Source organism: Wolbachia endosymbiont (group B) of Episyrphus balteatus (genome assembly GCF_947250575.1).
Taxonomy (GTDB): Bacteria; Pseudomonadota; Alphaproteobacteria; order Rickettsiales; family Anaplasmataceae; genus Wolbachia.
In genome coordinates this window covers 1299569-1319523 of sequence record NZ_OX366325.1, presented here as the reverse complement: position 1 = coordinate 1319523, position 19955 = coordinate 1299569, and the positions used below count along the sequence as shown (strand labels likewise).

Genomic DNA, 19955 nt, shown 5'->3' with positions numbered 1-19955 from the left:
CTTGTAATTTTTCTAATCTCGGGGCGGAGAGATTTGAACTCCCGACCCTTTGGTCCCAAACCAAATGCGCTACCAGGCTGCGCTACGCCCCGACTTCTTTACTAAGAGTATCGATAGTTCGGAAAAATGCAAGTTTCATTTATTTCTTTTAGGAAAAATATAATGCAGATTTCTTTATATAGAGTGTCAAGTTGCACTAGCCATATTAAAAAATCTAGCTATACCAATTGGTGAAGGTTAATGCAGCAACTACAGCAGTATCAACTCTCAAAATTCTTTTTCCTAGACTCAGTTTCTGACAAAATTTATTGGCAGAATCAAGTTCGTAAGATGAAAAACCACCTTCGGGGCCAACAATAATAGCAACGTTTTTCTTGCCTTTTAGAACTTTATTAGGAGGTTGTCCTTCACCTGTTTCATCACACAAAACAAAATTTTTATTCTGGGAATCGGATAATTCACAAAAATTAATAGGAAGAAAAATCTGTGGTATACTTGTCCTACCGGATTGTTCCGCAGCTTCAATTGCCTGTAATTTCGCTCTACTTAGGTTAATGTTTTTTACTACTGTACGTTCTGTTGAAATAAATTGAATGCAGGTTACTCCCATTTCAGTTGCTTGTCTTACTATGTTGCTTAAGGCGCCGCTTTTTACCAGAGCACAATACAAATATAGATTTTTTTCATGTTGTTGTTGTTTAGTGCGTTCTTTTATTATAATTTTTGTCGATTTACTTGATATATTCACTACTTCTCCTAACCATTCTCCATTCTTTCCATTAAAAAGATAGATGTTATCATGCTTCTTAAGCCGCATTACATTGTAAATATAGTGACTTTGTCGTGGATGAAGAGCCAAACTTACATTTTGTGATAAAGCTTCTTCAACATAAAGCCTAATTTTTTTCATTCAAAACTTTAGTTATTTGCATTCTGTTTGAGTGACTCTTACGGGATTTGAACCCGTGTTACCACCGTGAAAGGGTGGTGTCCTAACCACTAGACGAAAGAGTCGACTTGAATCTAACTGAGTTATATCGATTATACATATAAAGTCAATTCAATTATTTTGAATCACACAGTTAGAGTGATATATCAGTGATTTTATATCGACAGCCTCCTATTACCCCATGTTCAATGCTTACTGAACCTATCTCAGATTTAGGAGCTTTAGATCCTAAATCTAATTTTTGTTCAACTTTTGTATCTGAATCATAGCCAGAATCGTATCCAGAATCTCTACGCTCAAAATTTTGCCTTATTTCTTTTACGTTAAAGCCAGCCTTGGTCTTGATTTGCTGACTCGCTGGCTTATTAGCACTTTGCTCATTTAGTTTTACTTGCAAATTATTCACTTTATCCTGCACTAATCCATGATAAGTCCCAGAATTATCTTTTATATGTTTTGCTTGTCTTTCTGATCTCTTTTTCGATAAATCTACTTTGGCATAAATAGGCTCTGGTTGCTCTTTATGATTTAAGCTAGTGGGCTTTTTTTGCTCTGAGAAATCATCTACATCTTCATAAATAGGTTCTCCTGATATACTAGAATAACCACTATCTTTCAATGATAAATTTTCAGTAGATCTTTTATGCAAATCATATACTTCAGCATAAATGGATTCTTCCGATACGCTCAACTCTTCTAATGAGTTACTAACCTTAGCGTCATATACCTCATCATAAATGGGCTCTTTTAAAAGTAAAATATCATCATGCTCAAAAATTCTAGGAGGTTTTTTAGGTGAGTTGGCCTTAAATTTTAGCTCTACTTCCTCTTTAAGCTTGTCACAACTTTCCGTTTGTTTCAAAATCTCCAATATTTCTTTTCTTTCTTTTTTTATTAGCTCACCAAGCACTAAACAACATTTTTCTTTACGATCTTTGAGACTGTCCTTATCTCCGTACTGCATAGCTTCTGATGCTATTTTGTATTGAAGGATTACATTTCCTATACTATTATTTATTTCATTAATATTTGCTCCAGCACTAATAAGTAACGTCATTACATTATGATCAAGATTTGTTACTGCATACTCTAAAGCTCGATTTAAAGTTTGATCATTATTCAAGTCAAATGACCCCTTGTTCCTAAAAGGATTAATTCTAGAAAAGAGTTTTTCAAAGCTGTTTACTATATTATGAAGACTTAAAGCTAGCCTCACGCCTCTTATATTGCTATTTCTAGCGGATTTAATTAAAAAACTATCTACTATACCCATGATTGTACCCCTCTATATAAAAGCTCACCATTGTGGTACAATTTTAAACTATAACGATTTATTTTATATTAATAACCGCTTTTCACACCCACTTGACAAGAGGCGGCATCGACATCATAATTGCATCGGGGTTACCATTAGTCATTAAACCAAACCTTGTACCACGATCATAAAGAAGATTGAACTCCACATATCTGCCACGTTTTATCAATTGTTCTTCTCGTTGTTCTTTTGTCCAAGATTTTTGCATATGTTTGTGTATGATGTGTAAGTAAATTTCTAAAAAGGCTTCACCTACTGCTTTTGTGAACTCAAAATCATTTTTCCATTTGCCAGAAGTTAGATTGTCATAAAAAATTCCACCAATACCACGTGGCTCTTTTCTATGTTGTAAAAAAAAGTAATCATCACATTGCTTTTTAAATTTCGGATAATATTCGATGTTGAACTCATCGCAAGTTGCTTTAATTGATTCGTGAATATACTTGCAATCTCCCTCATCTTTATAAATTGGAGTAAAGTCCATTCCTCCACCAAACCATTGTTTTGAGGTATATATCAGCCTTGTGTTCATATGTGCTGCAGGGATAAGGGGAGATTGCATGTGAGACACTAAAGATATACCGCTTGCCCAAAACTCTCCATTGCTTTCACTTGCACCAGGAATTTCATTAATGGCTGAGTCTGAGAGCTTTCCGTATACTCTTGAAACGTTTACTCCAACTTTTTCAAAAATATTACCAAAGATAATTGTAGATTCACCACTTCCTCCACCTGGTCGGTTCCACTTTCTTTTTTCGATTTTTGGTTCTGTGAATGACTGTAACTCAATTGATAAGAAAGATTCGGTGATCTTGTTTCTCAGTGCGCAGAACCATTCAAATGCTTGTGTCTTTTGTTTTTCCATAATGCCTTCTGTTGGCTTATTAATATTATTCTACTCTATATTTACAGGAATTAATTAGATTGGGATAGTAACTACCTATCAAGGATGTTAATAAATCTATAATAATTAAATCAATATAGTAGAATATTTTTATATGTGCAAGGATGCCAAGCAATAATAATGAGTAAAAGATACATAGATAACAAAAAAGAGAACAGAGTTGACTTCATACTAAGAAATTATGGGATGTCAATTATTGTGATGGCAGTCATTATGTTCTTACCTCCAATAGCAATATCAGTACTCTATTTTTCTAATGTATATAGTCAGCATGTTAATATAGAGATTAATTTATTAATTAGCATTCTAATGACTCTCTTTGTGGCATATAATATAAAACGTTACAAGTATCTACTTAATATCATAGAGTTTCAAAATGCAATATTTGCAAATGCGCTGAATCATAATACAGAGTTTTGTCTCATTTTACATAAAGATGAGGGTATTATTTATGCTGATGCGAGGTTCTACGAAAGGTTTAAAGATCACATAAACGATGATGTTACGCTAGATAAAATCCTTGAAGCAGGAGATGTGTCAGAAAAAGACAGAAAATCACTCTATCATGCGTTAAGAAATAACACTTCTGTAAAAGTATGCATTTCCTTAAGCAAGAAGAGTAGAATATCTAACTTTCTTTTGCTCTCTGAACCAATACCGGATAATCCACAAATTGCTATAAATAGTAATAAGACTTTAAATTTATCATTAGCCCCAATAGCAAGACCGAATGGGTATTTTGTACTGAAGGCAACACAGGTAAACAAAGAGCAGGTATATGAAGAGTTGATAGAGAAACACAATATAGCAACTTACGTTGCAAATACAAAAGGAGGTATCTTATCTGTAAATAAAAGATTTTTAGACATGTTTGAACTAAAAAAATTGGAAAAAGGTAGCTCAATCAATGATTTTATATCTCAATCTAAGTATGACGATACAATAACCAAAAATGAAATTATGTTTTTTACTATAAGCGGTGCTCCATTTAAGGCTTATATGAGTACTGCTATATTTTGTGATAAATACAATCATAGCTATATACACGGCTTTATAACACCAACTGAATCAAATATTGTTGATTATCAACTACACCCTTGTTTTACAAATTCGTCAATTGCTATTGCACAATGCGACATAAATGGCAATTTTATAAAGAAAAATATAGCATTAGTAAAACTTGCGGGGTCAAATAATGGTTCTATCTTTGCATTGATATCAGATGGTTATCATATGAAAGTGCGTGAATATTTTTCAAGTAATAGGATAAATAATGCGTCCTTTGATGTGCAGCTCAATGGCGGTAATAACATGAAAATATATTTTAATAAGTTTCTTCATAATAAAGTGATGTTCATACTTTGTTATTTTATTGATAATACTGAACGTAAAAAACTAGAGATAAAACTTGAGCATTATCAAAAGGTGCAAGCTATAGGGCAATTAGCAGGTGGTATTGCACATGATTTCAATAATATATTAACCGGAATAATAGGATTTTGTGATTTGCTTTTACTCCAGCACTCAGCTAGCGATCCATCTTTTGGAGATATAATACAGATACAGCAAAATGCAAAACGTGGGTCAAATTTAGTAAGACAACTGCTTGCTTTTTCAAGAAGACAGACTTTGCAGCCAAAGATTATTAATGTAAATGGTACGATAGCTAATCTTTATGAAATGATCAAAAGATTAATAGGTGAAAATATAAAATTTAATATTTATTATGGTAGCGATTTGGGTGCTGTTAGGGCTGACCAAGGACAATTAGAGCAAGTTATGCTTAACTTAGCAGTTAATGCTGGTGCTGCTATGGAAAAGGGGGGAGAGTTAACTATACGAACCTTTAATCAAAAGGTTGATTCATTAAATTCTACACCTCAGGATATGTTTTCTCCAGATAAGGAAACGATTGAACATGGGAATTATGTTGTGATTGAAGTGATTGATACTGGATGTGGAATGACGAGTGATATAATTGAAAAGGCATTTGATCCATTTTTTTCTACCAAAGATATTACTTCTGGTACAGGTCTTGGCCTCTCTACTGTATATGGCATTATTAAACAAACCGAAGGATACATCTATGTTGCTAGCAAAGTGAATCATGGAACTAAATTTAGCATATTTTTGCCCATAGTTTACATATCGGATGAAAATGATAAAGAGGAAGATAGTAAAGAAATAGAGAAACCGGTAGAGATTAAAGGTAATGGTATAATTTTATTAATTGAAGATGAAGATTCAGTAAGGGAATTTACTGCTAAGGCTCTTACAAGAAAAGGATTTAATGTAATAGAAGCGAGTATAGGCAGCGAGGCACTAGAGATCATTAGAAAAAAAAATCAACACATAGATCTAATAATCACTGATGTAATCATGCCAGAGGTGAGTGGTCCAGAAATAGTTAAAGAAACATTGATACATAGGCCAAACATCAAAGTTATTTTTATTTCTGGGTATACAGAGGATGCTTTTTTAAAGAGCGATGAAATCAATATAGAAGACTTCCATTTTTTACCCAAACCATTTACTCTGAATGAGTTAGGAAATAAGGTTCAAAGTGTGTTACACAAGACAAAAAAAGGCAGTTTACTTTGAGCATGATTGGCAACAAAAAAATTTTTCTAATGCAAAAATTTCTTGCATATATACAATAGAGTTATTTTATACATAAGATAAAAGGCGTGAGCAAGATCATTGCAATAGTAAATCAAAAGGGTGGAGTTGGTAAAACTACAACTAGTATAAATTTATCAACAGCCTTTGCTGCTGTGGGAAAAAGTACTTTACTGGTAGATCTTGACCCTCAAGGAAATGCTAGTACAGGACTTGGGATTTCTTATCGTAGCAGGGAAGAAAAAAATATATATAAAATACTGCTGAGCAGCGAAAGTGAATTGGTGGAATCGGCAATTTTCAATATAAAGGAAATTCCAAATCTATCGCTGATTTCATCAGTGGTTGACTTATCAGCTGCAGAAATTGAGCTATCACAACTTGAGCAGGGAAAATTCGTACTAAAAGACACTCTAGAGAAAGTGCGTGATAATTATGAGTACATAATCATCGACTGCCCTCCATCACTTGGTCTGCTTACTATCAATGCTTTGACCGCTGCTAACTCTATTATTGTTCCTCTTCAGTGTGAATTTTTCGCTCTGGAAGGATTGAGCCATTTAGTTAAGACTGTAGAGCTGATAAAAAGAAATAACCTAAACCCTTTCCTGGCAATAGAAGGAATATTGCTCACAATGTATGACAGACGCAACAAACTTAGTGAGCAGATAAAAAATGATATTTGCCAGTATTTAAATGATAAAGTATATAAAACTATCATCCCATTGTATGAGACCATTATTCCACGTAACGTACGGTTATCAGAAGCGCCTTCTCATGGAAAACCTGCTATTGTATATGATCTTAAGTGTCCTGGTGCACAAGCATATATAAGTTTGGCAAAAGAAATTTTAAAGAAACACATGAGCATCTGTAAAGAGAAAAAGCTGATAAGTGAGGGTGCAGCGTGAAGGACAATAGGCGCTTAGGTAGAGGTCTTGCTGGCCTCATAGGCGATAATTATGGTAATAAAGAAGATCGGTTACCTATTTCATTACTACACCCGAGCAAATTTCAGCCGAGAAAATATTTTGATGAGGAGTCATTAAAAGAACTTGCAGGTTCGATAGAGAAAAATGGTATAATACAACCTGTTGTGGTGCGCAAAGATCCAAATAATGAAGGTTATGAAATAGTAGCAGGGGAACGTCGTTGGCGAGCAAGTAAGGTCATAAATCTTGATAGTGTGCCGGTTATCATAAAAGATTTAAATGACAAGGAATGCTTAGAAGTATCGATAATTGAAAACATACAGAGGCAAGATATTAATCCAATAGAAGAAGGTGAGGCGTACAGAAAACTAATAGATGAATTCTCCTATACACACGAAGAATTAGCCTTAACTTTAGGTAAAAGCCGCAGTCACATAACCAATATGATACGAATGCTGTCACTCCCTAATGGAGTAAAAACAATGATCAACGAGAAAAAATTGTCTATGGGTCATGCAAGAGCATTGATTAATGTTGAAAATGCGGAAAGTATTGCAGAAAGAATAGTTTCTCAGGGCCTGAGCGTTAGACAAACTGAAAAATTGATAAAAGACTTACAACAAAATAACGACCGAAAAGAGCATAATTGTACTAAAAATCAAGATATGGCAGCATTAGAAGGAGCTATATCTTCTCAGCTTGGTTTAAAGATCAAAATTAATGACAGTAATTCTAAGGGTAAAGTCATGATACGTTATAACAACTCAAATGAATTGGATTTTATATTGAAAATTTTGAATAGAAGACTTGAATCAGCTATTAATGTCGAAAGTAGCTCATAGAAATTTCTTGACAAACCTTCCCACTTTCCTTGCAATGGAAGTGAAATGGTGGAGTTTGTCAAGTAAGTTATTTCGTTTCTACCTTCAATAAAAATTTGCACGCAATAGCACAGAAGCATACGTTGCTATTCCCTCATTTCTTCCAATAGAACCTAATTTTTCCGCTGTGGTTGCTTTGATATTTACGAATTCATCATTAATTTCTAATATTTTTGATATGAATTCCTTCATTCCTGCTTTGTAAGGCGATATTTTAGGCTCTTCACAAACTATAGTAATATCTAAATTAGACACGCTATATCCTTTTTCCTGTGCTTTTTTAGCAGCAAAGTCAAGAAAATGAGATGAATTGCAATCCTTCCATTTAGAGGAATTAGGAGGAAAATGTTCTCCTATATCGCCACATCCTAGTGCTCCGAGTATTGCATCAACGATTGCATGTATTGCAACATCACCATCGGAATGTGCCTCTATTGCCATATTATGCTCAATTTCCACACCGCAAATTTTTATAAAGCTCTTAGCATCATTTTGAATTTTAACAAATTTATGTATATCATAACCGGTTCCGACACGGAATTTTGGCTCTCCAAAGAGAAGTTTTGCCATATTGATATCCTCTTTTGTAGTTAACTTAAAATTCTTTTTCTCACCTTCAATAATCGCAACATGTTTTTTATGCTCCACCATTAGTGATGAATCATCAGTAAATTCTTTGACTGACTGATGGCACGATAATAATTCTCTGAAATTAAAAATTTGAGGGGTTTGTATGGCTCTAAGTTTTTCTCTTGAAATCGTAGATTCAACGAAATTATTACTCACCAACGATATAGTATCCTCGACTTCTATTGCTGGAACTACTCCTGTATATTGACCATTAATCATAGATTCAATCAAGTTATTTATTAGAATATTTGATACAAAAGGCCTACAAGCATCATGTATAATAACAAAATCTGGATTGATCTTTTGCAAACTCTCCAGTCCAAGTTTAACTGAACTCTGCCTGCTTTTTTCTCCACATACTGGACTCAGCAATTTAGTATCTATAGTTGATGACGTAACTTCTTTATAGAAATCTTTTTGACTTTCATTTACTACCACTCTTATGTAACTTATGTACTGATTAGCTAAGAATTTTCTAATTGTGTGAAATAAAACAGACTTACCTGCCAGTTTTATATACTGTTTAGGGATTTTGGCATTGCATCTACTGCCTACTCCTGCTGCAACTATTAATGCTGCTATCTTGTATTCCTCAAGTCTGTTAGTGTACATGCTTATCATTTTCGTTGTTAATACAAGTTATCTAGCATTTTAAAAAAGTTTGATCCAATTCTCAAAAAAGAATATTCTTTTACTAGGTGTAATATATGTTAGAGGGAAATAATGCACGTTGCTAAGTATAATAAAGAAAATGAGATACATCTTATATTTTTTCATGGAATAGGTGATAATTATAAAAATGCGTCCAGGTATATACAAGATAGATCTACATATCTCCATAGGTCTAATTTCTACACTCATGCACATAAATACCCAATTGCATTTCAAAACTATATAACTTACGCAATAGCTAGTTTCTTATTTTTAGGAATATCCATATTATCACCCGCTCTGATATTATTTACCAACCCAATGACGTCTAGGACAGCGAATTCAGCAATATTAGCAGCTTTGATTTGCACTTTTTTGTCTATATCAATACTCATGATTCCATTTATAAATAAGAATAAAAGCTTATCTCAGTCTTCGATAAAAAAAATCAATGAATTAATGGACAAGGGTGTAAAACCTGAAAACATCATACTTTTCGGCCATTCCTTTGGAGGAGCAGTTGCATCAGAAGTATTAAAATATTTTACAGACAAAAATATTAAACTTGGAGGCGTTATTTTTACTAGCACTTTCAGCTCTTTTCATAATGCAATAAAGCATTTTCCAATTCCTCAAGCAAAAATTTTAAGTGTACTGCCCTCATGCTTATTGAAAAAGATGCTTAAGGTCCTAAATTTAGATTTTGATATAGTAAGCAATATACAAAAGCTACAAAATGATAATATACCAATAGTAGTCATTAATCATGAAAGAGACACCTTAATACCATATCCTGTACAATTGGCAAAGGCAGTAGATGATCTATTGTTAAATAGAAATTCGATTAAGATCGTTAATCTGAGAGGCTTTACAGATAACCCGCATAACGGAGTTTTATCTAGTTGGCAATTGAGTGAAAATTTGGCTGATCTCATGCCTAATAAAATAATGAATAGATAGTACTTACAAAAAACTGTATATTTTTCGGTAAATTAACTATTCTAAACACATGCAAAAACGTCATATAACTATTTGTTGTGTACTGCTTTTCATAATAGGGGCATTATTTTTGATGCGTCCTATGATTGTTCCGTGTCTAATATCTGTTTTTGTTGCACATCTATTTAACCCGCTAGTAACCAAGTTTGAAAAATATAGAATACCACGTTCATGTTCTGTAGTTTTTATAATACTTACCTTATTGATAGCTTTTATATTAGTTATCACATTTGTTTTACCTATTATATATTTTCAAATTACTTTAATATTAAATTTCTTAGTGAATAAGATACCTTCATTAAAGCTTAAAGTGATTCCTTCTGTGCTAGAATTTCTTAATATAAAAACTGAAGATAGTTTATTTGATCACTTGTCTAAAAATCTAGTAGAAAATTACAGTGATTATATATCTTATTTTATAAATGCTCTTAGCATGGGCAGTAATCTTATAATTCAAGTGCTAAATTCAAGCTTTAATTTGATTTACATGGTATCATTAATAGCTATTACGCTTGTGGTGTTTTTTTATGTATTACGTGATTGGCCTGCAATTGTAGAAAAGGCTAATAAACTAATTCCCATTCTTTACAGAGAAAAAGCTGCAGGTTATTTTTCCAAAGTAGATTTCATTATATCTAATTACCTAAAGGGACAGTTAAACGTATGTATAGTCATGATGATCTTTTACTCCGTGGGCCTTAGCATAATTGGGCTGAAGCATTCTGTAGCTATTGGAATTTTATCAGGAACATTAACATTTATACCCTATATAGGGCCATTATTATACACTATTATCGGATTTTTGAGCGCCATTACTCAATTTAGTGGATGGTTTGAAAGTACTGCTGTCTTGCTATTATTTAGTGTTGGTCAATTAATAGACTCAAGCATATTAGTGCCTTTATTAATAGGAAAAAAAGTTCATATACATCCAACTATCATTATTTTAGGAGTTGTCATATGCACCTCATATTTTGGGTTTATAGGTATATTATTTTTTATTCCAATAATAGGAATGTTCAGTGTATTAGTAGAATATGCAGTCAATAAATATTTTGAAAGTGAGCTTTATAAAAATGGCTAATTAGTTCACGATAAAAAGAAAAAGGACCTCTGATACATTTGAGAGATGCAAGTAAATTTTTATGCAAAAATTATTATCAAAAAGTAGTAATGTAAGAGGCTTTACGTGCAATTAAATTTATTTAGCAATAATCAAGTTGATTATTGCTGGCAAAACTATATCACCTTAGACGAAAATAAGCACGTATATAACTCAATAGTTAACGATTTATCTTGGAAATGCCTGATTCTTTTTGGACCTAACAGCTCTGGAAAAACTCACCTTGCTCATATTTGGCAATCAATAAATAATGCAATTTTTATCAATGTGAATAATTTTGTAAGCGAAATTAGGTATAGCGATGCGTTTATTTTAGAGGATGTACAAAACATTAAAGATGAGGAAATGTTGTTACATTGTTATAATTATATGAAAGAAAATGATAAGAGACTGCTAATCACTTCTTCAATTTCACCAAAAAAGCTTAACTTCAAACTAAGAGATTTAAGCTCCCGAATATTGTCAACTACCAGCGTAAAAATTTTGCCTGCAAGCGAGGAATTATTAAGAATTATGCTAATAAAACGATTTTCAGATAAACAGTTAAAAATTGATTTAAAAGTGATTAATTATATTCTAGCAAGAATAGAACGTTCTTTCCACAGCATTAATAAAATTATAGAAAAAATAGATAGTGAATCCATAGGATCAAATGTAACCATTCCTTTTATTAACACTTTATTAAAAAAAAGTCCCAAGTGATTCCTTCTGCTCAAGACATTTGTTATATATATTAAAGATTTATTAATACCCATACAATAATGAAGTTGAAATCACTATCTCTTTATGTTAAAATTATAATAAATGCTATGATGTAATAAGCATAAACAGACATAGCTAAGGGATATTTTATATGATAGTAAAACTTACTTTACAGGATGTTTTTTATAGATTTGATGTTATAATTGAAATATGGTAAAAATAAGATCAAATTTAAAAAAAAGGTTAAAACAAAGGTTTGTAGTACTTACTTTATTGATAAATGTTTTATTTATCTCATATTTTCTTATAAAAAATACAAAAAATACTTTTAATCAAATTATAGTCAAAGAAATAAATATAGGAGCTGATAATGAAAAATAAACAACCACAAAATAAAAAAGAGGATCTTTACATAACGTATTACATAGATACTTTGGTTTCCGAAAAATCCTCTACACAAAATACTTTGGAAAGTTATCGTTCAGATTTACACCAACTTGAAAAATTTTTATTAGAAGGAGGCACTACCTTAGTTGGTGCAAGTAAAGCTAATATTAAAGATTATGTAAACTTTTTACGTACACAAAAGAAATATAAAACTAGCTCTATATCAAGAAAAATATCTGCTATCAAAAATTTCTATAAGTGCCTATTTAATGATGGAATAATAGATTTTAATCCAGCACCGGCTAATGATAATGAATTAAGAAATCCAAAGGTTTCCCGTCCTTTGCCTAAGTATTTAAGTGTTCAAGAAATATTTTTGCTCATGGAAACAGTAAAAAAATCAGCAAGCGGATCGAATAAAGAGATAAGCAGTAAAAGGCTATGTGCAATTTTAGATATTCTTTACTCTTCCGGGATGCGTGTTTCTGAACTAATCAATATGAAGTTATGTGAAGTATCACATTTAGTAAACAGTAATGGTAAGGAAGGCTACATAATAATAAAGGGAAAAAGTGGCAGAGAAAGGCAAATCTTTTTTAATCAACAAGCATTGCAAAGCCTTAAAGATTATTTATCAATTCGTGACAATCTGCTCCCTAACAACAAAAAATCTGATTGGCTATTCCCAGGTGATAAACCTAATAAACCAATTACAAGGCAAAGAGTTGGTCAATTAATAAAGGAATTAGCAAGAAAGTGCGATATTGATGAAAATAAAATCTCTCCACATGTGATTAGGCATTCTCTTGCTACCCATCTACTGAATAGCGGAGCAAATATTGTGCTGATACAAAAAATTCTTGGCCATACTAATCTTTCTACAACACAAATATATACTCATATTGCTAACGAAAAGTTAAAGGACAAATTAGCTGATTCTCATCCTATTACTCAGATGATCAATAATTAAACTTATTGCTTTTAGTTTTGTAGTAAAGTTAAATTCAAATAAGTTTACGTGTGTTTGTGATTGCAAGTTTATTATTTAATTTACTCCTTATATTATGGGAAGTATTCTATACTTTAATTACTCTCCCTGTAATTTTCTTTCCTGAGTGTGTAATAACCATTTTCCTTGTTTGCTCGGTGAGAGTTGTATTATTCATGTTGCGTTTATTATGTGGCATTAAATATGAAGTGAGGGGAATGGAAAACATTCCTAAGCAACCTTTTATAATTGCATCTAAACACCAATCTCCATTTGAAACATTTATTTTTATACTACTCTTTAGAAAAGCAGTTTTTATTTTAAAACGTGAATTGAAATGGATTCCATTCATTGGTTTGCATCTCATGGCATTAAAAATGATTTTTATTAACCGCTCAGATGGTATTAGTTCTGTGCGTCATATCATGAAATTAGCAAAAGTGTGTATAAAAGAAAATAGAGGCATAATAATATTTCCTGAAGGTACAAGAACAACTATAAACCAAAATATAAAATATCAATCGGGTATTGCTGCTTTATATAGCGTATTATCTGTTCCTGTGTTACCGATTGCTTTAAACACTGGTTTGTTTTGGCCAAAAAGCATACTTTCTCTGAGAAAGAATCCCGGAAAGGCGGTAATAGAAATATTACCTCCCATATATCCTGGGTTAAACAAAAATGAATTCTTGCAAAGTTTAGAAAAAATCATTGAAGAAAGAAGTAGTAGATTAATTGCAGAAAAAACTGATATTGCAAATTAACAAAAAAACTTTATAATTAAAAGAAAAGTACAGGTATTAATATATGGCAAATCATAAGAGTGCTAAAAAAATGATGAAGGTAATAGCAAAGCGTACTTTAGTAAATAAGATGCGAAAAAGCAAAACTCGTACTGCTATTAGAAGATTAGTTGATATAATCAAGTCTGGTGATAAAGAGAATGTTGTCTTGGCATTTCGGAATGCTGAATCCAATTTACACAAATGTGTAAATAAAGGTGTCATTCATAGGAATACCGCTGCGCGTAAAATAAGTCGCTTAAATGCAAAAGTAAAAGCATTGATGACCGCTTAATACGGTTAATGTAAAGTTAGCTGTATTAATATATACTCTTCAGTTTGTATATTCTGTATAAAATTAAGTAGCTTAAGTGATGGATAAAAAAGCATTATTGGAACTAAGTAATGGGTCAAAAATTGATCTACCCGTATTAAATGGAACAGTAGGTCCTGGCGTGTTAAATATCAAGGATTTATATAAGAAGACAGGATTATTCACTTACGATCCAGGGTTTGTTTCTACAGCTTCATGCTCTTCTACAATTACATTCATTGATGGAGATGAAGGAGTTCTTAAATATAGGGGACATAATATAGCTGATTTGGCAGAGAATAATAATTTTACTGCTGTGATTTATTTATCGCTCTATGGTGAATTACCCAGTTCAGAGCAACACAAAAAATTTCTTCTCAAAATACAAGAATCATCCAAAGTATCAGAGCAAGTTACAAATGTAATCAAAGCATTTCCAAAAACTGCTCACCCTATGTCGATTTTAGTTGCATGTTTTGCAAATTTGTCAGCGTCTTACCATGAAATGCATGGCAACAATGTCAATGGTGAAGATTTAGATTTTGGAATTTCTGCAATAGCAAAAGTTCCTGCAATTGTTGCAATGATTTATAGACATATCAACAATCAGGAATTCATAAATGCTAATAATAAATTAAGTTATAGTGAGAATTTCTTAAATATGATATTTGGCAGTGCTGTTAATAATACCCTTTTTGTAAAAGCTCTGGATAAAATATTTACTCTTCATGCTGATCATGAACAGAATGCTTCTACAGCAGCTGTCAGATTGGTAGGGTCAGCTGGTTCTAATCTATTTGCAAGCCTGTCTGCAGGAGTTGCTACACTTTGGGGTCCAGCACACGGTGGAGCTAATGAGGCAGTTATAAATATGCTAAAAGAGATAGAGCAAAGTGGAGATGTAGATAGATTCATTGAGAAAGCTAAAGATGATAAAGATCCATTTAAGCTAATGGGATTTGGACATCGTGTTTATAAAAACTATGATCCGCGCGCGCTTATATTAAAGGATGCTTGTCATGAGATTTTAAGCAAACTAGAGCAAAACAATAAATTACTTGAAATTGCAAAAAAACTTGAAGAAATAGCTTTAAAGGATGAGTATTTTATTACACGTAAGTTGTATCCAAATGTTGATTTTTACTCAGGTATAATAATGAATGCTATCGGTATCCCTTCAAGTATGTTTACACCCATTTTTGCACTTGCAAGAACCACTGGTTGGGTTGCCCAGTGGTATGAAATGGTAAACGATAAAGAAACCAAGATTTGTAGGCCAAGGCAGCTATACCTTGGCAAATAAACTTTCATTCACAATTCGTCCTCAAATAGTCTAATTTTCTTTAGCTATAAAATACAGCAAATTGATTTTTTACTAGTTGATGTCTGCTTTTTTGCAGAACATTGGTCAGGCTGTGATATAGAAGGTTGGTTAAATGTTGTTTTGGGCTTATTAAAAGAAGATCGTGCTGAAGAAGGGCCAAAGCCACTATCTTTAGCCGAAGCATCATCCCCACCTTTACCTTCACCATAGTAGTCGGGCCTAAGGAATTTGCTCGAGTTTCCATTATGTGATTTACCTATAACTGAATTCTTAGGTGAATCACCAAAACCACTATCTGCACTTGTATCTGCACTTGGTCCATCCGTCCCTACTTTTTCTTCAGAAGGGGCAAGAGTTTGTGGTTTCATAGCTGGCACACGCGCAGGATCAATGGACAGTTTATAATCCTCATTGATTACAGAGCTCTCTATGATCTTATCCATCACGCAGTAAGCAATGTCTCGGTTAAAAAAGTCTATTGCATATATTCGTCCGTCACCATATGTTGGCAGACCTCTTTCTGCAATATCATCTTTTACATCACGCAATACTTTTGTACCACCAAACACCTTATTATTAATATGATCAACTTCTTTTTCATTTAAAAACTCTATGTAATTATCATAATCAATAACAGGAGCCAAAATTGAATACTCATCTTCACTTTCTTTATGGGAAGTATGCCACATAGAATCAATTGGTAGGTGCGGTAGTGCCTTACAAATTAAATCAACAATTGCGAACTTCAGAGTTTTATTCATTTCATCCTCGGTATTTGGATTATCATCCTCGGTATTTGGAGTATCAAAACAACGGCATGTCAGAGATACTATATGCTTTACTATGTCTTTAACAAGCTTAGGATTATCAAAAATGCTTTTCTTTAGATATACATAATTTCCTTTCTCTTCTAAAAAATCCTTAGTTTTTTTAGGACCATTTTCATAACCTGTTATCCTCGATGAGAGCAAATCTACAAAAGAACGTTGCAAATTTCTATCAACACACTCCGCACCATATAGATAAGATCCCTTATCAAAGACTTCATCAATTATATTATAATCTACATACTTTTCTATCTCCTTCTCTATATCATTTGGTAGCTCCTCAAAACCTAGTTCCGATTTTTTGTCTTCTTTTTTTTTGCTCTTTAATAAGATCTGTTGCAAATCGCGCGATTTCATTGGCTAGTAAAAACTTTAGATTAGAAACCACCTCTTTCCTCATTGGCACCAAAAATTTATTACCTTCAGGCAATTTCTTTTGGTAAGAGTTAAAAGGAAAAAACTCTGTATAAAAACAATCATCACTAATAGTGTCATCAGAATGCCTTTTTTTCCTGTCATCCCAGTCTGGGATGGCTTTGTTGCATCACACTTTATGAGATGGTGATTTATGGTAAATTCATGTAACTATCTCAAATTTATCCACACCAATATCAGTGAATTTATTAAGCAAATAGCATTTAGTTCTTTTTCTCGATTTATCTCAGATTTATTCCTAAAACTAAATCCGAATATTTGCTTTAATCTTGAGAAAAACCCTTCAATATAAGATCTTTTCCCATAATTTACTTCTTTTTCCATTCTTTCATGCCATCTTCACCGTATAATTTTATTAACCTAATAGCAGCATTCCTGTCAGACATATAATCTATTTCTGGATGTTCTGCCGCATTGTTTATTGGTGGAATTTTTGTCTTTATATCATATTCGTTACACAACTTATAAAACTTGTGCCTATCACATGCTCTATCTGCATATAGTGCTTTTATGGCATGCTGAAAATCAACTTCTTTTAGCAAATCACAAGTGATCAGAGTAGACACCGTTACTGTATTTTACAGCTATGGCTTTTTTGTTGTTTATATTCAACATTACGTGCAATTTTCTCGTTTGCTCATAGCCACTCTGTCAGTGCTATTTTCCTTGCTGTGTGTCGTTGTATATACTAATTCCTGTACTGTCTATAGCAATTTCGATATCTTCTATATTATTTTCTGCAATCATTTATCTTAATATTAAGTTTTTTTTGATGCTTGTGAATAGCTGCAAATCTCTTCCTATTTGTTGCAGATATCCTTTTACAAACCCTACCGTTTGTCTTAAGCCAATTCTAAAAAGATTAACGATTATATGCACTAAAATCACAACTTTATCACTATAAATATAGTTGCCGCCCTGCATTTTTGGACAATTCTCGTACCAATTTTCTATGGCGTCATTGATATAACAAAAAATGCTTCCTCTTTCTTGGAGAAATTTGTTATATTCATGGCAGTTACTGACTCTCATTTTTTGTGGCATATTTTTTCTTCAACAGTTAAATGGCTATTTATAATGAATTTTGTCAGTAACTGCCAGTTCTTTTCACTTGAGCGATGCAACAAAGCCATCCCAGTGTCACGCACTGAAATGACACCCTTCCGGTGGGTATTGCTCTCAGACTACAATGTTCGTACAGTTGTACTGGGATTCAAGTATAAAAATATTTGGAAATTATACAATGGACAATGGATTCTAGGAGTATATGTTAAACATAATGAAATAAGCTGGATTCCAATGTCACGTACTGGAATGACAACATATAGGTATTGGAATAACAAAAGAGGAATATTATGATTTTATATCATTTTCCTCTTTGTCCGTTTTCACGAAAAGTTAGAGCTCTTCTCAAGGAAAAAAAGCTGAGTTGTGATTTGGTATATGAAAATCCATGGGAAAAGCGGAATGAATTCATGGAGATCAATCCAATCGGACAAGTACCAGTATTAATAGATAATAACTTTGTAATAGCGGATAGTAATGCCATTTGTGAATATATAGAAGAGACTTACAATAGCGACGTCAAATTACTTGGTTCATCCACTATTATTAAGTCTAAAATACGCGCTTTAATCAATTGGTTCGATAGCAAATTTTACAATGAAGTTACTAAGTATATTATGAATGAAAAAGTAATTACTAACCGCAGCCCTGACTCTAGATTTCTTCATGCAGCTCAGAATAACCTGCCTTGCCATATGGAATACATCGAACACTTAATTAACAAGAACGTTTGGCTTGCAACCGATAAGTTCACTTTAGCCGATATTACTTTAGCATCACATATTTCTATAATAGACTACGTAAATAGTTTCCCATGGGAAAAAAGTAAGATTTTAAAAGAATGGTACTCCATTGTTAAATCAAGGCCTTGTTTTCGCGAAATATTATTAGAGAGAGTTTTTGGCTTAACTCCCCCTAGACATTACGCTGACCTTGATTTTTAACTTGCGTGAGTTTTAAAGCTACAGTCATTCCTTCGTCAGTAGGAATCAATATGGAGAAATATTTTTTTTCATCTGACAATCTATCGTTAAACTCTCTCATAGCATGCCATGACTTTTCTGATACTTCTTTTGGAGGAGATTCTAAAAATACTGTATCAAATAATAGAGTGTTATCTGCAACGATTAGCCCATCTTGTTTAATGTATGACTCTGCCCAATCTAAATACTTAGGATAACTACTTTTGTCAGCATCGATGAATATCATGTCAAATGGTGCCTTTGCTGATAATTCATTAATTTTTTCCAGTGCATCACCTTCTATTAGAGTAATTTTATCACTTAGATTAAAAGCACTAAAATTTTTTTTTGCTATTCTTGAGTGTTGAGGATTATTTTCTATTGTATATATATGACCATCTTTCGGTAAAGCTTTTACCATACAAATTGACGAATAACCATATAACGTGCCAATTTCAACTATGCTTTTAACTTTATGGATTTTGATAAATAAATTTAATAATTTTCCTTCTTCAGGAGTGATTTGAATACGTTGTTTCTTATCAAGAGTACAATGTTCTTCTATTTTTTTATACTCTTTTGCAAATAAGCTTCTTATGTACAACGATTTTCTGCTAAAGTTATGACGCATTAAGTTTTATAATATAAACTAAGGAGGTTTAATCTATATAAGATTTATAAATATAACAATAGAGTTAAGAATAATAAAATTTTTTTATTTTAAGTTGTTATTTTATAAAGTAAAATTTTAAGTGACAAAGATTATTATATATTTTACTATGGTTAACTAGTATAATAACCAATTGTTATACTAGAATTAAGGGATCGTTTATTTACATCTCTCTTAAAATGTAATTTTTATAATCAATTAGAGGGGGTTATATGTCTTATAACATTGCTAACGAAGTTGAAACGTTAAGCAAGAAATCTAATAATAATGAAGGAGTGAAATTACTGCACAATCCAGCTTATCGCGAGAAGTACAAAGAACGCTTTAACGAAGCTCAGAAAAAAGTTATGGATATGGTCCAATTTTATGATGGAACGATAGTATTAATAGAGAATAAAATTGCTATGTATTATTATGCTTGGCACAGTAAAAAAAGAGAGTTTGAGCGTAAAAAGCAACAAACAGTATCAAAAAATACTGATTCAGCATAGGGTTTT

Annotated in this window: 18 protein-coding genes, 2 tRNA genes and 1 pseudogene; 12 read left to right on the top strand and 9 right to left on the bottom strand. The window is 32.4% G+C overall.

Going from position 1 to position 19955, the window contains the following annotated elements:
• Positions 1 to 18: 18 nt before the first annotated feature.
• The 5 genes from OOL05_RS06320 to hemF form a co-directional block, all read right to left on the bottom strand.
• Positions 19 to 92: transfer RNA gene (locus OOL05_RS06320), tRNA-Pro, on the bottom strand.
• Positions 93 to 214: 122 nt separating this feature from the next.
• A complete protein-coding gene (locus tag OOL05_RS06315) occupies positions 215 to 910 on the bottom strand; it encodes a 16S rRNA (uracil(1498)-N(3))-methyltransferase (RefSeq protein WP_264730241.1) in 696 nt (231 codons plus the stop codon).
• Positions 911 to 942: 32 nt separating this feature from the next.
• A tRNA-Glu gene (locus tag OOL05_RS06310) sits at positions 943 to 1014 on the bottom strand.
• 68 nt (positions 1015 to 1082) lie between these two features.
• On the bottom strand, positions 1083 to 2222 hold the full coding sequence (locus OOL05_RS06305; RefSeq protein WP_179949529.1) for a hypothetical protein: 1140 nt from the start codon (positions 2220 to 2222) through the stop codon (positions 1083 to 1085).
• 82 nt (positions 2223 to 2304) lie between these two features.
• Positions 2305 to 3129, bottom strand: a complete 825-nt coding sequence (gene hemF / locus OOL05_RS06300; protein ID WP_264376153.1) for an oxygen-dependent coproporphyrinogen oxidase — start codon at positions 3127 to 3129, stop codon at positions 2305 to 2307.
• A gap of 159 nt (positions 3130 to 3288) precedes the next feature.
• Between hemF and OOL05_RS06295 the strand changes: the two genes are divergently transcribed.
• From OOL05_RS06295 to OOL05_RS06285, 3 genes are all read left to right on the top strand, one after another.
• Entirely contained in the window at positions 3289 to 5769 is a 2481-nt protein-coding gene (locus tag OOL05_RS06295; RefSeq protein WP_064085912.1) for a response regulator, read from the top strand.
• 86 nt (positions 5770 to 5855) lie between these two features.
• Positions 5856 to 6698 carry a ParA family protein gene (locus OOL05_RS06290; RefSeq protein WP_264376152.1) on the top strand — a complete coding sequence of 281 codons (843 nt, stop codon included), beginning with the start codon at positions 5856 to 5858 and terminating at the stop codon, positions 6696 to 6698.
• On the top strand, positions 6695 to 7561 hold the full coding sequence (locus OOL05_RS06285; protein ID WP_264376151.1) for a ParB/RepB/Spo0J family partition protein: 867 nt from the start codon (positions 6695 to 6697) through the stop codon (positions 7559 to 7561). Before OOL05_RS06290 ends, OOL05_RS06285 begins: the two co-directional genes overlap by 4 nt.
• 84 nt (positions 7562 to 7645) lie before the next feature.
• Here the strand turns inward: OOL05_RS06285 and ispD are convergent, their stop codons facing one another.
• Positions 7646 to 8851: a 2-C-methyl-D-erythritol 4-phosphate cytidylyltransferase gene (gene ispD / locus OOL05_RS06280; RefSeq protein WP_264376150.1), complete on the bottom strand. Its 1206-nt coding sequence runs from the start codon at positions 8849 to 8851 to the stop codon at positions 7646 to 7648.
• Between the two features lie 102 nt (positions 8852 to 8953).
• Between ispD and OOL05_RS06275 the strand changes: the two genes are divergently transcribed.
• The 7 genes from OOL05_RS06275 (at position 8954) to OOL05_RS06245 (ending at position 15478) form a co-directional block, all read left to right on the top strand.
• Positions 8954 to 9841 carry an alpha/beta hydrolase family protein gene (locus tag OOL05_RS06275; RefSeq protein WP_236607922.1) on the top strand — a complete coding sequence of 296 codons (888 nt, stop codon included), beginning with the start codon at positions 8954 to 8956 and terminating at the stop codon, positions 9839 to 9841.
• Between the two features lie 49 nt (positions 9842 to 9890).
• Positions 9891 to 10964 (top strand): AI-2E family transporter, encoded by a 1074-nt coding sequence (locus OOL05_RS06270; protein WP_264375194.1) that lies wholly within the window; start codon positions 9891 to 9893, stop codon positions 10962 to 10964.
• A gap of 105 nt (positions 10965 to 11069) precedes the next feature.
• Entirely contained in the window at positions 11070 to 11705 is a 636-nt protein-coding gene (locus tag OOL05_RS06265) for a DnaA ATPase domain-containing protein (protein ID WP_015588224.1), read from the top strand.
• A 370-nt stretch (positions 11706 to 12075) separates the two neighbouring features.
• Positions 12076 to 13062, top strand: a complete 987-nt coding sequence (locus OOL05_RS06260; RefSeq protein WP_010404031.1) for a site-specific tyrosine recombinase — start codon at positions 12076 to 12078, stop codon at positions 13060 to 13062.
• Between the two features lie 56 nt (positions 13063 to 13118).
• Positions 13119 to 13844 carry a lysophospholipid acyltransferase family protein gene (locus OOL05_RS06255; RefSeq protein WP_029237643.1) on the top strand — a complete coding sequence of 242 codons (726 nt, stop codon included), beginning with the start codon at positions 13119 to 13121 and terminating at the stop codon, positions 13842 to 13844.
• Positions 13845 to 13887: 43 nt separating this feature from the next.
• Positions 13888 to 14157 (top strand): 30S ribosomal protein S20, encoded by a 270-nt coding sequence (gene rpsT / locus OOL05_RS06250; RefSeq protein ID WP_007302369.1) that lies wholly within the window; start codon positions 13888 to 13890, stop codon positions 14155 to 14157.
• A gap of 79 nt (positions 14158 to 14236) precedes the next feature.
• On the top strand, positions 14237 to 15478 hold the full coding sequence (locus OOL05_RS06245) for a citrate synthase (protein ID WP_264730238.1): 1242 nt from the start codon (positions 14237 to 14239) through the stop codon (positions 15476 to 15478).
• A gap of 44 nt (positions 15479 to 15522) precedes the next feature.
• Here the strand turns inward: OOL05_RS06245 and OOL05_RS06240 are convergent, their stop codons facing one another.
• Together OOL05_RS06240 and OOL05_RS06850 are read right to left on the bottom strand one after the other, a co-directional pair.
• On the bottom strand, positions 15523 to 16683 hold the full coding sequence (locus OOL05_RS06240; protein ID WP_264730236.1) for a hypothetical protein: 1161 nt from the start codon (positions 16681 to 16683) through the stop codon (positions 15523 to 15525).
• Positions 16684 to 16903: 220 nt separating this feature from the next.
• Positions 16904 to 17805 (bottom strand): annotated as a pseudogene (locus OOL05_RS06850) (IS5 family transposase).
• Between the two features lie 311 nt (positions 17806 to 18116).
• Here OOL05_RS06850 and OOL05_RS06225 point away from each other — a divergent pair.
• Complete coding sequence (locus OOL05_RS06225) at positions 18117 to 18770, top strand: glutathione S-transferase family protein (RefSeq protein WP_010403901.1); 654 nt, start codon at positions 18117 to 18119, stop codon at positions 18768 to 18770.
• Here OOL05_RS06225 and OOL05_RS06220 read toward each other — a convergent pair.
• Positions 18742 to 19419 carry an O-methyltransferase gene (locus tag OOL05_RS06220; protein ID WP_006013497.1) on the bottom strand — a complete coding sequence of 226 codons (678 nt, stop codon included), beginning with the start codon at positions 19417 to 19419 and terminating at the stop codon, positions 18742 to 18744. The two genes, OOL05_RS06225 and OOL05_RS06220, sit on opposite strands and share 29 nt — an antisense overlap.
• 251 nt (positions 19420 to 19670) lie before the next feature.
• Between OOL05_RS06220 and OOL05_RS06215 the strand changes: the two genes are divergently transcribed.
• Positions 19671 to 19949, top strand: a complete 279-nt coding sequence (locus OOL05_RS06215; RefSeq protein WP_010403908.1) for a DUF2671 domain-containing protein — start codon at positions 19671 to 19673, stop codon at positions 19947 to 19949.
• Positions 19950 to 19955: the final 6 nt, after the last annotated feature.

Excerpts from the sequence above, each read along its gene's own strand:
- OOL05_RS06315 (WP_264730241.1), bottom strand. The coding sequence starts at position 910 with ATGAAAAAAATTAGGCTTTATGTTGAAGAAGCTTTATCACAAAATGTA.
- OOL05_RS06305 (WP_179949529.1), bottom strand. The coding sequence starts at position 2,222 with ATGGGTATAGTAGATAGTTTTTTAATTAAATCCGCTAGAAATAGCAAT.
- hemF (WP_264376153.1), bottom strand. The coding sequence starts at position 3,129 with ATGGAAAAACAAAAGACACAAGCATTTGAATGGTTCTGCGCACTGAGA.
- OOL05_RS06295 (WP_064085912.1), top strand. The coding sequence starts at position 3,289 with ATGAGTAAAAGATACATAGATAACAAAAAAGAGAACAGAGTTGACTTC.
- ispD (WP_264376150.1), bottom strand. The coding sequence starts at position 8,851 with ATGATAAGCATGTACACTAACAGACTTGAGGAATACAAGATAGCAGCA.
- OOL05_RS06275 (WP_236607922.1), top strand. The coding sequence starts at position 8,954 with ATGCACGTTGCTAAGTATAATAAAGAAAATGAGATACATCTTATATTT.
- OOL05_RS06270 (WP_264375194.1), top strand. The coding sequence starts at position 9,891 with ATGCAAAAACGTCATATAACTATTTGTTGTGTACTGCTTTTCATAATA.
- OOL05_RS06260 (WP_010404031.1), top strand. The coding sequence starts at position 12,076 with ATGAAAAATAAACAACCACAAAATAAAAAAGAGGATCTTTACATAACG.
- rpsT (WP_007302369.1), top strand. The coding sequence starts at position 13,888 with ATGGCAAATCATAAGAGTGCTAAAAAAATGATGAAGGTAATAGCAAAG.
- OOL05_RS06245 (WP_264730238.1), top strand. The coding sequence starts at position 14,237 with ATGGATAAAAAAGCATTATTGGAACTAAGTAATGGGTCAAAAATTGAT.
- OOL05_RS06240 (WP_264730236.1), bottom strand. The coding sequence starts at position 16,683 with ATGAAATCGCGCGATTTGCAACAGATCTTATTAAAGAGCAAAAAAAAA.
- OOL05_RS06225 (WP_010403901.1), top strand. The coding sequence starts at position 18,117 with ATGATTTTATATCATTTTCCTCTTTGTCCGTTTTCACGAAAAGTTAGA.
- OOL05_RS06220 (WP_006013497.1), bottom strand. The coding sequence starts at position 19,419 with ATGCGTCATAACTTTAGCAGAAAATCGTTGTACATAAGAAGCTTATTT.
- OOL05_RS06215 (WP_010403908.1), top strand. The coding sequence starts at position 19,671 with ATGTCTTATAACATTGCTAACGAAGTTGAAACGTTAAGCAAGAAATCT.